General features: G+C 70.8%; 14 protein-coding genes. 3 read left to right on the forward strand and 11 right to left on the reverse strand.

Features of this window, described 5'->3' with window-relative positions:
• The first annotated feature begins 105 nt into the window (after nucleotides 1–105).
• Nucleotides 106–1,779: an FAD-dependent oxidoreductase gene (locus ACIG36_RS13005; RefSeq protein WP_399926107.1), complete on the forward strand. Its 1,674-nt coding sequence runs from the start codon at nucleotides 106–108 to the stop codon at nucleotides 1,777–1,779.
• 443 nt (nucleotides 1,780–2,222) lie between these two features.
• Here ACIG36_RS13005 and ACIG36_RS13010 read toward each other — a convergent pair whose 3' ends face one another.
• Nucleotides 2,223–3,305, reverse strand: a complete 1,083-nt coding sequence (locus ACIG36_RS13010) for a PP2C family protein-serine/threonine phosphatase (RefSeq protein WP_399926109.1) — start codon at nucleotides 3,303–3,305, stop codon at nucleotides 2,223–2,225.
• A gap of 123 nt (nucleotides 3,306–3,428) precedes the next feature.
• Between ACIG36_RS13010 and ACIG36_RS13015 the strand changes: the two genes are divergently transcribed.
• Nucleotides 3,429–4,127: a protein-L-isoaspartate(D-aspartate) O-methyltransferase gene (locus ACIG36_RS13015; protein ID WP_399926111.1), complete on the forward strand. Its 699-nt coding sequence runs from the start codon at nucleotides 3,429–3,431 to the stop codon at nucleotides 4,125–4,127.
• Between the two features lie 16 nt (nucleotides 4,128–4,143).
• Here the strand turns inward: ACIG36_RS13015 and ACIG36_RS13020 are convergent, their stop codons facing one another.
• From ACIG36_RS13020 to ACIG36_RS13055, 8 genes are all read right to left on the reverse strand, one after another.
• The gene (locus ACIG36_RS13020) at nucleotides 4,144–5,202 is read right to left on the reverse strand and encodes a 2-aminoethylphosphonate ABC transporter substrate-binding protein (RefSeq protein WP_399926113.1); all 1,059 of its coding nucleotides are present in this window, start codon (nucleotides 5,200–5,202) and stop codon (nucleotides 4,144–4,146) included.
• A 43-nt stretch (nucleotides 5,203–5,245) separates the two neighbouring features.
• Nucleotides 5,246–6,037, reverse strand: a complete 792-nt coding sequence (locus ACIG36_RS13025; protein ID WP_399926115.1) for an ABC transporter permease — start codon at nucleotides 6,035–6,037, stop codon at nucleotides 5,246–5,248.
• Nucleotides 6,024–6,914 carry a 2-aminoethylphosphonate ABC transporter permease subunit gene (locus tag ACIG36_RS13030; protein ID WP_399926117.1) on the reverse strand — a complete coding sequence of 297 codons (891 nt, stop codon included), beginning with the start codon at nucleotides 6,912–6,914 and terminating at the stop codon, nucleotides 6,024–6,026. The genes ACIG36_RS13025 and ACIG36_RS13030 overlap by 14 nt, the downstream gene beginning before the upstream one ends.
• Nucleotides 6,907–8,004 (reverse strand): ABC transporter ATP-binding protein, encoded by a 1,098-nt coding sequence (locus ACIG36_RS13035; RefSeq protein WP_399926119.1) that lies wholly within the window; start codon nucleotides 8,002–8,004, stop codon nucleotides 6,907–6,909. Before ACIG36_RS13035 ends, ACIG36_RS13030 begins: the two co-directional genes overlap by 8 nt.
• Nucleotides 8,001–8,702 (reverse strand): phosphonatase-like hydrolase, encoded by a 702-nt coding sequence (locus ACIG36_RS13040; RefSeq protein WP_399926121.1) that lies wholly within the window; start codon nucleotides 8,700–8,702, stop codon nucleotides 8,001–8,003. Before ACIG36_RS13040 ends, ACIG36_RS13035 begins: the two co-directional genes overlap by 4 nt.
• A gap of 5 nt (nucleotides 8,703–8,707) precedes the next feature.
• Nucleotides 8,708–9,838, reverse strand: coding sequence for a TIGR03364 family FAD-dependent oxidoreductase (locus ACIG36_RS13045; RefSeq protein WP_399926123.1), 1,131 nt, complete (start codon nucleotides 9,836–9,838; stop codon nucleotides 8,708–8,710).
• Nucleotides 9,839–9,981: 143 nt separating this feature from the next.
• Entirely contained in the window at nucleotides 9,982–10,758 is a 777-nt protein-coding gene (locus tag ACIG36_RS13050; protein WP_399926125.1) for a GntR family transcriptional regulator, read from the reverse strand.
• A gap of 33 nt (nucleotides 10,759–10,791) precedes the next feature.
• A complete protein-coding gene (locus ACIG36_RS13055; protein ID WP_399926127.1) occupies nucleotides 10,792–11,607 on the reverse strand; it encodes a DUF899 domain-containing protein in 816 nt (271 codons plus the stop codon).
• A gap of 105 nt (nucleotides 11,608–11,712) precedes the next feature.
• On the opposite strand from ACIG36_RS13055, the gene ACIG36_RS13060 reads away from it, so the two are divergent.
• On the forward strand, nucleotides 11,713–12,129 hold the full coding sequence (locus ACIG36_RS13060) for a VOC family protein (RefSeq protein WP_399926129.1): 417 nt from the start codon (nucleotides 11,713–11,715) through the stop codon (nucleotides 12,127–12,129).
• A 207-nt stretch (nucleotides 12,130–12,336) separates the two neighbouring features.
• On the opposite strand, the gene ligD is transcribed toward ACIG36_RS13060, so the two are convergent.
• Together ligD and ACIG36_RS13070 are read right to left on the reverse strand one after the other, a co-directional pair.
• Nucleotides 12,337–13,269: a non-homologous end-joining DNA ligase gene (gene ligD / locus ACIG36_RS13065; RefSeq protein WP_399926131.1), complete on the reverse strand. Its 933-nt coding sequence runs from the start codon at nucleotides 13,267–13,269 to the stop codon at nucleotides 12,337–12,339.
• On the reverse strand, nucleotides 13,266–13,901 hold the full coding sequence (locus tag ACIG36_RS13070; protein ID WP_399926133.1) for a hypothetical protein: 636 nt from the start codon (nucleotides 13,899–13,901) through the stop codon (nucleotides 13,266–13,268). The genes ligD and ACIG36_RS13070 overlap by 4 nt, the downstream gene beginning before the upstream one ends.
• Nucleotides 13,902–14,151 lie beyond the last annotated feature (250 nt).

The following is a 14,151-nucleotide window of genomic DNA, read 5'->3' on the forward strand; positions in this document are numbered from 1 at the left end:
GAGTGATTCCACCTCGGAACGTGAAGCCTCGAATGGTCGGAAGACATGAGCGCGACAACCGGAGGACGTATGCCGAGTAGTATCACGCGACCCGCGATCGTGCTGATGGATCAGGACCCGGACCGCAGGGAGGAGATCGTCGCGACGCTCGACGACTGGTACGGCCAGGACTTCCGTGTCCTGACAGTGCCGGCCGGGCAGGAGCTGCCGGGGGCGCTCAACGGTTTAAGCGCGGAGGGCGGGCACATCGCGCTGGTGGCCGGGGTCGGCGCACACGCCGACGGGCTCGCCGGCACGGTGGAGGCCGCCGAACTGCCCAGCGCCGCGGGGCTGGTGGGCCTGCACCCCGACGGACGCCCGTCGGTGACCGCCGACGGAACCCCCGTGGCGGGTCTCACCGGCGGTGGGCTCACCTCCAGCGCCTTCGACGACGCCCACCGGCGCCTGATCGACGGACAGCTGTACCAGTGGTGGCTGAACGCGCCGAAGGAGATCAAGGACACCTACACCCTCGTCGAGATCTCCGGACCGATCAGGTCCAAGAAGGCCTTCGAGATCCGCGAGTTCCTGACCGGCTCCAGCGTGGTGTTCAAGTGGCCGGAGAACTCCCAGGGCACGGACATTGTCGTCAAGGTGACGATGAAGGGGGGTGAGAGCAAGCTTTTGACGAACCCCACGCTCGTGGACCTGGCCATGACGCTGGGGCTTCTGCTCCCCCGGAAGAAGGACTGGTACGACGTCGTCATCGTCGGCGGCGGCCCGGCGGGGCTGTCGGCCGCCGTGTACTCGGGGGCCGAGGGCCTGCAGACGCTCGTCATCGAGGACGACGTCCCGGGCGGCCAGGCCGGCACCTCGTCGAAGATCTCCAACTACCTCGGGTTCCCCGACGGCATCCCGGGCCGCGACCTCGCCAAGAACGCGCTTCAGCAGGCCAGGAACTTCGGCGTGGAGTGGCAGCCCCTGAACGTCGCGAAGAAGCTCCACATCGGTACCGGCGGCGCCACCGACGGAACCCAGCCGCCCAACTTCGTCGAACTCGACGACGGCAAGGGGACGAAGATCAAGGCCGGCGCCGTGGTCGTCGCCTCCGGGCTCGCCTGGCGGCGGCTGGACGACAGCACCAAGGCCAACGAACTCATCGGCAGGGGCGTCTTCTACCAGGCCCTGGTGACCGACGCCGAGTACTTCAAGGGACAGCACATCGCCCTGGTCGGCGGGGGCAATTCCGCGGGACAGGCCATCGTGTACTACGCCCAGTACGCCTCGAAGATCACCGTGATCGTGCGCTCCGAGCTCAAGAAGACGATGTCGAAGTACCTGATCGACGAGATCGAGCAGCTGAGGAAGAGCGGCAAGGTGGAGATCCTGCTCCACACCGAGGTCAAGCTCTGCGACGCCGACACGAACAACCAGCTCACCAGGCTCCACCTCGGCCCCACCGGCACGAACAAGCCGGCCGACCGGACGCTCGACACCCGCTGGCTGTACGTCCTGATCGGCGGCACTCCGAACACCGCCTGGCTCGGCGGCCGGCTCAAGCTGGACGCCAGGACGAAGACCGTCCTCACCGGCCGCGACGTGACGGGCCAGACGGGCCTGACCTCGACCGCCACCAGCGTCCCCGGTGTCTACGCCATCGGCGACGTCCAGTTCGGCACCCCGCCCCGCGTCGGCGGAGCGGTGGGCCGCGGTGCCGCGTTCGTCGCGGAGCTGTTCGGCTACATCGCCAAGGAGCCGCAGAACTTCCCTTCGTACGCGAAGAAGAACGGGAAGCATTGAGCGCGGAGAACTGAGCGCCGGCAGAGCGACGAGGCCCGCCCGATCCAACGGATCGGGCGGGCCTCGTGCCGCTCGGCATGCCTATGGGAAATATTGCACGACCATCATGCGACTCGCTCGAGCGGGTGAACTTCTTGATTGACGCCTTTTCGTATTGCCACGGGGAGCACATCCTGCCTGCAAAGGCGGGACGCCACATCGGCACGACTGCGGGATCCAGCTCCAGGAACGAGAAGGAACGATGATGTCTCCCACCCCGATCACCGAATCGACTCATGAGGATGCCTTCGATCTGGACATCCGCGAGATCAGCACATACGAATCGACGGAATTGGTTCAGACCTACATCGCAACCGCATGCGGCCCCAGTTGCAGTATGTGTGGCGCGACGTGTGTGACATGCATCGGTACATGCGCTCAGTAAGGGCCGCGCAGGCCTTGTGTCACGGCAGGCGCTGGACGGCGACCATCGCCGCGTCGTCGCCGAGGGAGCCGCCCGCGTGCGCCAGCAGGTCGCCGCACAGGTGCCGCAGCAGGCTCTCGGGGCCGTCGCCCGGCCAGGCGGCCATGCGTTCGGCCAGGGGGTAGAACGTCCCCGAGCCGTCGCGCGCCTCGATGACGCCATCGGTGTAGAGGAGCACGACATCGCCCGGCTCGAAGGGGAAGGACTCCACGGTGAAGTCGGGTCGGGCGATGTCGGCGAGGCCCAGCGGGAGCGCGGGGCGGGTCGCCTCCATGGGGGCGGTCCGCCCGTCGCTCAGCCGCAGGGGCGGCGGGTGCCCGCAGCTGACGAGGTGCAGGACGTGCTCGGTGTCGGGGACGTCCAGCACGGCCGCGGTGACGAAGGACTCCTCCTCCTGCGGCACACCGGGAGCGTCCAGGCCGGAGGAGACGGCCCCTTCCAGGTGGGCGACGAGCGCGGACAGTCCCGCCTGCCGGTGGGCGGCCGCCCGGAAGGCGCCGAGGACGAGCGCCGCATCGCTGATGGCCTCCAGACCCTTGCCGCGGACGTCACCGATGACGAGTCTGGTCGCGTCGGCCGTCCGCGCGACCGCGTACAGGTCACCGCCGATCTCCGCCTCGGCCTCGGCCGCGAGATAGACCGAGGCGATGCGCAGCGGGCCGACCCGCTGGGGAAGCGGCCGGAGCAGCACCCCCTGGGTGGCCTCGGCCACCGATCTGAGCCGTGTCATCTGCTGTTCGTGCCGCTCGCGGTGGAGAGCGAACAAGGTCACGATCGCCGAGATCAGAATCAGGGCGATGATCTGCAGGGTGTGGTTGAGGTCGGTGAGGCTGGTGCGGACCACGGCGACGACCGCCTGGGCCACGACGGCGACCACTCCGACGAAGCCGGTCAGCCATGGGCCGCCGAACGACGCGGTGACGGCGGGGGCGGCCACCAGAAAGGGCCCGAGGTGCACCTCGGGCGGAGCCAGGATGTCGACGACGGTGACGACCAGGATCAGAAGGAACGGCACCGCCACCAGCGTCTGGCCACGATCCCGCCGCAGCCGCCGAAGGTCCATGCCCCCTGCTTACACCATGCCCCACGGGTCTCCCCACCGCCGTGCCCGCAGCCGGCAGCACGTCACACGGATTCCGGTGTCACGCGGAATCCCGGGGATAGCCTGGGGACAGAGGTGGACACGATGACCCGTCCCAGCCATGGTTCCAGCCACGGCTCCGGCCACGACCCCGGCCCCGAGCACCTGGTCAGGGCCGCCCGCGCCTCGGGCGTGACGGACGAGCGCCTGCTGCGGGCGCTGCGCGCGATCCCGCGCGCGGCCTTCGTCCCCGCGTCCCGCCGGGCCGCCGCCTACGCGGACGTGCCGGTCCCCATCGACCACGGTCAGGTGACGACGCAGCCCTCCCTCGTGGCGATGATGGTCGCCGCGCTCGGCCTCTCGGGCGACGAGCACGTTCTGGAGATCGGCAGTGGATACGGCTTCCAGACCGCGCTGCTGGCCCGGCTCGCCGCGTCCGTCGTCGGCATCGAGCGGTGGCCGGACATGGCCGAGCGGGCACGGGCCAACCTGGCGGCCCAGGGCATCGAGAACGCCGAGATCCTCACCGGCGACGGCACTCTCGGCATGGCGGACCGCGCTCCCTACGACGCGGTCGTCGTCTCCGCCGCCTTTCCCCGGGTGCCGCCGCCGCTGATCGAGCAGCTGCGGGACGGCGGCCGTCTGGTACAGCCGATCGGGCCCGGCGGCCAGGAGCTCGTCGAGCTCTACGAGCGCACGCCCCGCGGACTCGTGCGCCGCAGGTCCGTCGTGCCGGCTCACTTCGTCCGGCTGTACGGGGAACACGGCTATCCCCCGACGGCACCGTTCGAGGACACGGGCTGACCTGACCGCCCCGCGCTCAGCTGCCGGTGGCCTCCTTCCACGCCGCGACGTAGGAGGTGAGGTTCCTGTCGACGTCGGCCCAGTCGGGGCGGAAGACCTCCACGTCCTTCATGATGCGGGCGAGGGAAGCGGCGTTCGGGTCGGTCGCCTTGACGTCCGTACGGGCGGGGAAGCCGCCGCCGACGGCCGAGACGTCGCGCTGCACCCGCTCGGTGAGGAGGTGGTCCAGGAACTTCTTGGCGTTCTCGGTGTGCGGGGCGTTCCTCACCAGCCCGGCCGTGTAGGGGAGGGCGAAGGTGGTGGGCTTTCCGTTGTCGCCCGCGGGGAAGAAGATGCCCTGGTTGGGCATTGTCCTCATGTTGGCGAAGTTCATCTGGACGTCCCCGTTGGCGACGAGGAGTTCGCCCTTGTCGACCTTCGGGGCGAGCTGGCCGGTGGACTTGGAGGGGCCGACGTTGTTCTTCTGCAGGTCCTTGAGATAGGCCATGGCAGGTTCCTTGCCGCCGAAGTCGTGCATGGCCTTGATGAGGACGGCCGTGCCGTCGCCCGCGACTCCGGGAGTGGAGTACTGCAACTTGCCCTTGAATCCGGCGCCCAGGAGGTCCTTCCAGGTCTTCGGCGGACTGTTCTCCAGCTTCTTGGAGTTGTAGATGAAGCAGAAGTAGTTGTTGGCGAACGCGGTCCACTTGCCGGAGGGATCCTTGTCGCCCTCCGCGACCTTGTCCGAGCCCTCGGGCCGGTAGGCGTCCAGCAGGCCCTTGCCGTCGGCCTGCTGGACGAAGGGCGGCAGGGTGACGACGACGTCAGCCTTGGTGTTGGACTTCTCCCGGGCCAGGCGCTGCACGACTTCGCCGGAGCCGCCCTCGACGTAGTTGACCTTGATGCCGGTCTTCTCCTCGAATTCCTCGAAGACCTTGTCGTAGAAGCCGGAGCCGTCCTCGGCCTTGAGGCCGTCGGCGCTGTAGACGGTGATTTCCTTCGCTCCGGTGCCGGCCGTCCCGCCGCACGCGGTGAGCGGGAGGACGAGCAGGGCGGCGGCCGGCGGGAGCGTCGCACGGAAACGGGGACGGGACACGGGGACTCCTTCGAAGTCGGCCAGGGGGCGGAAGGTGGGGGGATCAGCGGTAGGAGGCTCGTGTGCGGGCCCGGGAGACCGCGAGGAGTACGAGGAGGGTGGTGGCCATGAGGGCTACGGCGAGCGCGGCACCGGGGAAGAGCGCGCCGCGGTCGGTGGCGGCGAAGACCTTGACGGGCAGGGGCAGCCAGTCGGGCGGGTAGAGCATCATCGTGGCGCTGAGCTCGCCCATCGACAGGGCGAAGCAGAGCCCTGCGGCGGCGGAGAGGGACGGCAGGAGCAGCGGCAGCCTCACCCGCAGCAGGACACGCAGGGGGCTTGCGCCGAGACTGGCGGCTGCCTGCTCGAAGGCGGGGTCGAGGCGGTCCAGAGCCGCCGATACGGACTGGTGGGCGAAGGCCGTCACCAGGATCGTGTGCGCGAGGACGACGATCGCGGGCGTGCCGTTGAGCGGGAACGGGGGCTTGGAGAAGGCGACGAGCAGGGCGAGCCCGACGACCACGGACGGTACGGCCACTGGCAGCATGAACAGCAGGTCGATCGCGCGGCGGACGCGCGAGCCCCTGGCCGCGAGGGCCGCCCAGGTGCCGGTGACCAGCGCGATCGCCGAGGCCGCGAGGGCGGTGAGCACGCTGGTGATCAGGGCGTCGAGCGCGTCTCCGTGGGCGACCGCCCGGTAGTGGTCGAGCGTCGCGCCGGAGGGGAGGGCGCCGCTCCACGTGGTGGCCAGGGAGGCGGCCACGACGACGAGGAGCGGCAGCGCGAAGACGGGGAGGAACAGGGCGAGGAAGACGGCCTGGACCGCCCGGCGGGCACGACGGCTATGCACGAGCACGGCGGGCTCCCTCCATGCGAGTGGTGAGCGTCCGGTAGAGCCCGTACAGCGCCAGGGACAGGGCGACGTTGACGACGGCGACCACGCAGGCGCCGGTCCAGTCCCCTTCGAGGATGGCCTTGCCGTGGACGAGTACGGGCAGGGTCGTCACGCCCTTGGCGCCGGTGAACAGGACGATGCCGAATTCGTTGAGGCACATCACCAGGACGAGCGAGCCGCCGGCGGCCAGTGCGGGCAGGGCCTCGGGCAGGATCACCTGCCGGACGATCCGCGGGGCACGGGCGCCGAGCGAGGCCGCGACGTCGAGCTGTGCGGTGTCGAGCTGCGAGAAGGCACCGAGCAGCGGACGCATCACGAACGGCGTGAAGTACGTGATCTCCGCGAGCAGTACGCCCCAGGGCGTGTGCAGGAAGTCGAACGGGCCGGGTGCGGTCCCGGTCACCCCGGTCCATACGCCGTTGGCCATGCCCGCGGTGCCGTAGACGAACAGCAGCGCGAGGGTGATGAGGAAGGAGGGGAAGGACAGGAAGACGTCGACGAACCGTCCGATGGCCTTGCCGCCGGGAAACGGCACGAACGCGATGACCAGGGCGAGGGCGAAGCCGAGGAGCAGGGCGCCGACGGTCGCGCCGGCGGCGATCAGCACCGTGTTGCGCAGGGCGTCACGGAACGCGGCCTGGGCGAACACCTCGGCGTACGCGGAGAGTCCGTGCCCGCCGCCGTCCGGGGAGACGGACTGCCACAGGACGAGGGCGAGGGGGTGGAGGAAGACGATGCCGAGGGCGGCGACGGGCGGGAGCGCGAGCGTCCAGGCCGGAATCCGCCGGGAGGGGGAAGGGGCGGCCACCTGTGCGAGCGGCAGGTCGACGCTAGCCATGGGCGGCACCTCCGGCCTCGCCGGCCTCGCCTGCCGGGAGCAGCACAGCGTCGTCCGCCGCGAAGTGCAGTGTGATCTCGGTGCCGAGCGATGGCGTCTCGCGCAGCTCCCGCACGTCGGCGGTGACGCGGTGCCCCGCGACGTCGACGCACAGGCGGTGCGTGACACCACGCCACTGCACCTCCACGACCGTTCCGCGCAGGGCGTTCGGCCCCTCCCCCAGCCCGACCAGGTGCGGGCGGAGGCACAGCGTGGCCGGGGCGCCCGCTGCGGCGTCACCCGCCGGTACGTCCAGGACCGTGTCGCCGAGGCGTACGCCGTGGGCCGTGACCGTCACCGGCAGGAGGTTGGCGTTGCCGACGAAGGAGGCGGTGAACTCGGTGCGGGGCCGCCGGTAGAGGTCCTGCGGAGTGCCGCAGTCCCGCAGGCGGGCGCGGTCCATGACGGCGATCCGGTCGGCGAGGGTGAGTGCCTCGACCTGGTCGTGGGTGACGTAGAGCATGCTGACGTCCGGCAGGTCTCGGTGCAGCCGGGCGAGCTCGGCGAGCATGCCGGAGCGCAGCTGTGCGTCGAGGGCCGAGAGCGGCTCGTCGAGGAGCAGCACGCCGGGCCGGATGGCCAGCGCGCGGGCGATGGCGACGCGCTGCTGCTGTCCGCCGGAGAGCTCGCGCGGATAGCGTTCGGCGTAGTCGGCCATGCCGGTCGTCTCCAGCGCCTCGGCGACGCGCGCGGCGATCTCCTCCCGCGGCGTCCTGCGTGCCTTGAGTCCGAAGGCGACGTTGGCGTCGACCCTCATGTGGGGGAAGAGCGCGTACTGCTGGACCACCATGCCGATGCCGCGCCGGTGGGGCGGCAGGTCGGTGACGTCGCGGTCCCCGATGAGAACCCGTCCGGCGACCGGCTGCACGAAACCGGCGACCGCGCGCAGGGCGGTGGTCTTGCCGGAGCCGGAGGGCCCGAGCAGTGCCATGACCTCTCCCGGTTCGACGGTGAGGTCGAGCGAGTCGAGGACGACGTTCCTGCCGTAGGCGACCGTCACACCGTCGAATCGGATGCCTGTGCTCGACGGCCTGATCGACGGCCTGTTCAACGGCCGTCCTCCGCCCGTGCGAGCAGGTCGGGGAGTTCCGCCACGGAGCCGAGGACGTGGGTGGCTCCGGCGGCGCGGAGCGCGGCCTCGTCGTGGGCTCCGGTCAGGACGCCGGCGACCACGGCCGCCCCGGCCGTGGTGCCGGAGAGCATGTCGTAGGACGTGTCGCCCGCGACCGCGATCCCCCGTACGTCGTCCGCGGCGCGGGTGCGCAGCAGGGCGGTGAGCACCATGTCGGGGTAGGGGCGGCCGCGCCCGCCGGCGTCGGCCGGGCACAGGGTGAGGTCGGCGAGGTCCGTCCAGCCGAGGGCGGCCAGGACGGCGTCCTGGGTGACGCGGGCGAAGCCGGTGGTGAGGACGACGATGCGGCCGTCGGCGCGGAGCCGTTCGATCGCTTCGCGGGCGTCCGGGACGGGCTCGCAGTGTCCTTCGGTGACGAGCTGTCCGTAGGCGGACTCGAATGCCGTGTTGGCGCGCCGGGCCTGTTCCTCGTCGCCGGCGAAGAGGTGGCGGAAGACGGAGATCTTCGATTCGCCCATCGTCGCGCGGACATGGGCGAGTTGTTCGTCGTGGCGGGCGGTGCCCGGCTCGATGCCGAGGGCCCGTGCGGCGGTGCCGAAGGCCCGCTCGACCAGGCCGTCGTCGGCGACGGTGGTGCCGGCCATGTCCAGCACCACCAGGTTCGTACGCCGGTTCATCCTCCTCACCAGCCCAGCTCGTTCGCGGTGGTTTCGGCGATCGCCGGGGAGCACGTCATGCCGCGCCCGCCGGGGCCGGTCACCAGCCAGGCGTCGTCGCGCACGCGCCGGCGGTGGACGACGCGGGTGGTGTCCACGCACTGTGCGTAGACCCCGGCCCAGCGCCGGCGGACGGGCGGCAGTGGCCGGCCCAGGAGTTGCTCGGCGGCGGAGGTGAGGTGCTCGTACGGGGCCTCGTCGACGTCGAAGGCGAAGGGCTCGGCGTACTCGTGGGTGTCGCCGATGGTCAGCCCGCCGTCGGCGCGCTGCACCATGAGCAGTTGCATCCTGTGCTCGGCGGCGACCGCGGGTTGGGCCTGGGCGGAGGCCATCGCGTCGAGGGCGGCGCCGTCGTAGGCGGGGTAGTAGCGGAAGCTGTCGGCGTCGGCGACGGAGGTGGTGAGCCGCTCGCCCAGCGGGGCGGTCTGCATCATCTGCAGCCGCACGCGGCGGACGGGCAGCTCGGGGGCGAGCTCGCGGACGAGGCCTCCCAGCCAGGCGCCGGTGCACAGCACGACCGCGTCGCCGCTGTGCACCTCGCCGCGGTCGTCGCGGACGGCGGACCCGCCGGCGGTGTCCACGATGTCCCGGACCTCGCGACCGCCGAGGAAGGTGCAGCGGCCGGAGCGGAGCAGGGCCTCCTTCAGGGCGCGCTGGGCCGTGCGGGGTTCCACGGCGGCGTCGCGGTCGCAGGCCAGGGCGCCGAGGAGGTCTCCGCGCAGGGCCGGGTTGACGGCCCGCACCTCGTCGGGGGTAAGGAAGCGGAAGCCCCGGGCGGCGGCATCGGGCCGGGCCAGGGCGTCGCGGGCGACGGCAAGTTCGGCCTCGGTGGTGACGGCCGTCAGCGAACCGTTGGCGCGGAAGCCGAGGCCGGGGACGGCAGCGCCGATCTCCTCCCACAGCTCGCGGGCGCGCAGGGCGGTGGCCAGCTCCTCTCCCGCGGCCCGGCCGCTGACCCAGATCAGGCCGAAGTTGCGGACGGAGGCACCCCGGGCCTCCGCCTCGCGCTCGATGTGCACGACCTCGTGGCCGCGCTGAACTGCTTGCCAGGCGTGCATGGTTCCCAGCACGCCGGCTCCGACGACTATGACTCGCATGACCCGAACAGTCGTCGGGGCGGGTGGCGCGACGGCGACCGTTCGGCGAACCGACGGGAAACCGGGCGTCAAACTTGGACCAGACCCGTTATCTTTCCGTAATAACAATGGGGGCGGGGGTGGTCGGCGGGCCTGACTTCCCCTCAGCTCGTGCCGTGCAGATGGGCGGTGAAGGAGAACCGGTCCCCTCGGTAGAGCGAGCGCACACGCTCCAGCGGCTGCCCCTCCGTGTCCCGCGACACCCGGTGGATCAGCAGCATGGGCAGCGCGGGCGGCGTGCCGATCAGCAGGGCCTCGCGCGGCGTGGCCAGGACGGTCTCCAGCCGCTCGTCCGCGTCCCCGAACCCGATGCCGAGGCGCTCACGCAGATAGCCGTAGAAGGAGGAGTCCGGCTCGAAGTCCGTGTCCAGCCTGGGCACACGCCGCACCGCCACATACGTGCTCTCCAGCCCGACCCGCTCGTCGTCGGCGAGCAGCACGCGCTCCAGGTGCCAGACGGGGGCCAGGGGTTCCACCCCGAGGTCGGGGGCGAGGGCGGCCGGGCAGGCGAGACGGTCCAGGCCGACGAGGGTACGCCCGGGGCGGCGGCCCTGGCGGCGTACACCCTCGGTGTAGCTGGCGAGGGAAAGCGGCTGCTCCAGCTTCGGCCCCGCGACGACCGTACCGCGCCCCATCCGGCGCAACCGCCCCTCGAGCAGCAGCTCGCGCAGGGCCTGACGCAGGGTCTCCCGCGACACCTCGAAGCGCGCGGCGAGCTCCCGCTCGGTGGGCAGCAGGCCCCCCTCCCCCAGCTCGTCGAGCAGGCCGGCGACCTGTGTCTTGACCGCGTAGTACTTGGGAATCCGGCCGTGTTCGGGAATGCCGGCCCGGACCGGGGCTCCGGGCGGCCGACCGGGCTCGTCGTGCGTGTGCGTGTTCACGCCGCGATCCTCGCATCCCCGGCCGGGCGGGGATCAGTGCCGGTGGCCCTGGCGGCCCAGGGTCTGCACGGGGGTCGCGCCGGGCCGCGTCCACTGCGGAACGGGGCGGCTGGTCGGGCCCCAGGTGGCGACGCCGTCGGCGTCCGAGCGCCAGTACCAGCAGATCGGCGAGCCGTGCCCACCGACCGGCGAGCCGGCCTGCGGGGCCTCGGGCCAGCCCTCGGGGTTGTCCTCCCACGCCTCGCGGCGGCCGTAGGGCGTCATGTCGAGCAGGCCCAGGGACCCGTTGACCGGCTCGTTGCCACGGGCTGTCGTGGAGTAGGTGAGGAACACGCGGTCGCCGTCGCGCAGGAAACAGGCGATGTAGCCCATCTCCCCGCCGACCGGCTCGGCCACGTCGCGCACCGAGTACCAGGGCTGGGTGTAGCCCATGAACTCGATGTAGGAGGCCACCTCGTCCCACCGGCCCGTGGTCAGGACGGCGAACGAGACGCCGCGGGCGTTGAGGTAGACGGCGTCCTTCATGTGCCAGACGGTGGTGGTGCAGCCCTCGCACTGCCCCTGGTGCGGCGCGCCGTCGTACCACATGTGCTGGTAGACCACGAGCTCGTCGCGACCCTGGAACAGCTCCAGGAACGGGACCGGTCCGTCGGGTCCGACGACCTCGACCGTCCCGTCGAGCTCGACCATCGGCAGCCGGCGACGGGCCGCGGCGATGGCGTCACCCTCGCGGGTGTGGGCCTTCTCGCGGACCAGAAGCTCGTCACGGGCCGCCTGCCAGGCGGCCATGTCGACGACGGGCGGACGGCCGGGCAGCGCGGCGGCCGGGTCGTTCGGCGTGGTGGTCATGGCGTCCTCCGTGGTCACTCGTGCCGGGCAGCCGTCGTACCACGTCCCGCGCCTCCGACGCGCGTAGGCTGACCGCACTGACCATTCCTCACGAAAGTGATGAACGTGGCATCACACCTCAACCCGTACATCAGCTTCGCCGGTGAAGCGAAACAGGCCATGGAGTTCTACAACGAGGTCTTCGGCGGCACCCTGGAGGTCAAGACCTACAGCGACTTCGGCTCCGAGGTGCCTCCCGGATACGCCGACAAGATCGTGCACAGCAGGCTCGAGACCGCCAGTGGATTCATGCTGATGGCCTCCGACAATCCGCCCGGGATGGAACACCGACCCGGGAACAACATCTCGGTGAGTGTCAGTGGCGACGACGCGAACGAACTGCGCGGCTACTGGGACAAGCTGTCCAAGGGCGGCACGGTCTCCGTCCCCCTGGAGAAGCAGATGTGGGGCGACGTGTTCGGCATGTGCACGGACAAATTCGGCATCACCTGGATGGTCAACGTGAGCGAACGGCAGAGCTGATCCGTGAGCGGCCCCGCGTCCGCTGATACCGCCCGGCTCACGACGAGCCACGCGAGCCGTCGAGGGCCGCCGCCCAGGGGGACGCCTGTGCGGTCGGACTGGTCGCGGGAAGCCTGGGAGTTCTCGCTCTTGGCCACCTCCAGCGGGCTGTCACGCTCCGCGCAGGGCCCTCCCCCCTTGTCCGTGAAGGGCGGAAAGCGCTGGCTGTCAGGCGCATTCGTCTGCGGTGAGGCCCGCAAGTCGCCGTTCGGCCCTGGTCAGGGACCGCCGGCAACGGCTGAGGCCCTTCCAGGCGTCACCGTGCTCGGCCAGGCGGTCGGGCAGGGTGCGCAGGGTCCAGCTCTGCGGGCCGAGTGCCGGGTCGTCGAGCTCGTCCCAGGTCACGGGGGTGGCCACGGGGGCGTGAGGGCGGGCGCGTACGGCGTAGGGGGCGACCGAGCTCTGGGCGTAGGCGTTGCGCTGGACGTCCAGGTAGAGCCGGCCGCGGCGCTTCGCCTTGCGGGGCTCGGTGGTCAACTTGTCGGAATGGCGGGTGGCCAGCAATTCGGCCGCACTGCGTGCGAAGGCGCGGGCGGTGTCGAAATCGGTGCGCCGGTCGAGCAGGACCAGCAGGTGCAGCCCGCGAGAACCGGTGGTCATGACGGCGGGGCGCAGCCCGAGGTCGGTGAGGAGGTCGCCGAGCGCTCCGGCCGCCCACCGGACGATCTCGAAGTCTTCGGCAGGCGGATCGAGGTCGAACACCAGCCGGTCGGGGCAGTTGAGGTGATCGGCGCGGCTGAGCCAAGGATGTGGGGTGATGCACGCCTGATCGGCGAGATAGGCGAGGGTGGCGGCGTCGTCGCAGAGCGCCATGGTGACCGATCCGCCCTCCTTGGGGACCTCTCGGCGATGAATCCAGTCGGGGAAGTAGCCGGGCACATCCTTCTGAATGAAGGACTTCCCGCCGTATCCGTCGGGGTGGCGCTCCATGATCAGCGGACGGCCCTTGAGGTGCGGCAGCATGACGTGGCTGACAGCCCGGTAGTAGTCGACGAGTTCGGCCTTGGTGATCCCGTCGTCCGGGAAGAGTTCCTTGTCCGGGTTGGAAAGCGGCACGACGCGGCCGCCGATGCGCAGCTGTTGCTTGACTTTGGGGCTCATCGCCTCACCTCATCGGGCCGTTCCCTGACGATCTCGGTGGCTGGTTTGTCGGTGCGCAGGCCGAGTTGGCGTGGGTGGCGCAGCTCGCCGTCGCCTGTCCACTCGGTGAAGCCGATCTCGGCCACCAGTTCCGGTCGCACCCAATGGATGCCGCGTTCCCGCGGGCGCCCGCCGGTGAAGGGATGCTCATCGCATTCGAAGACGTCGAGCCGTTTGCGCAGCCACTTCCCTGCCGGTGCGCTCGTTGACCCGGCGGATCCGAATGCGGTCGGAGGTGCCGCAGCTGCAGCCGGTGGAAGTGGACGGCGTGCTCGTCCACGGCGCCGTAGAGGCTCACCGGGGCCGTCACCAGGCCGAAGGTCAGCATCCCCGACCGGATGGGCCGCTTGGCCATGTGACCACCTCACCGTCGCCGTAGGAACCGTTACCCCACCACGGTCACAGCATCCACGGCGGCATGCACCATGAGCCGGGCGGTCGGCGTAGGACGCCACCTCGTCAGGCGCGGACAGCTCTCGATACCGCGAGGAAAACCGGGGACGTGTACGCGGCGGCCGTGGCGGAGGAGGAGCTGGACGACGCCCTGCGGATTGCGGAGGCGCATGGTGTCGACACGGAGGGCGAGCAGTCATGAGGGCTGCGGTTCCGCTGTATCAGGTGAAGGCCGAGTTCGACGTTCGCGGTGAAGTGGCGTCACAGGCGGGCGGTGCAGGCGGCAGCGTGTGAGGATGCGTCTTCGCCTGTATGGCGGCGCATCCTGACGGTTCCGCTGGTTCCGGAGGCAGTACGCCAGGCGCCGCGCGATACGACGACGGCGCTCTCGGAATACGGGCTCCACCCGAACATCGCTTTCGCCGGAGCTGTCCTGCCCGTCGGGCAGGT

Source organism: Streptomyces sp. NPDC053048, assembly GCF_044547045.1.
GTDB lineage: Bacteria > Actinomycetota > Actinomycetes > Streptomycetales > Streptomycetaceae > Streptomyces.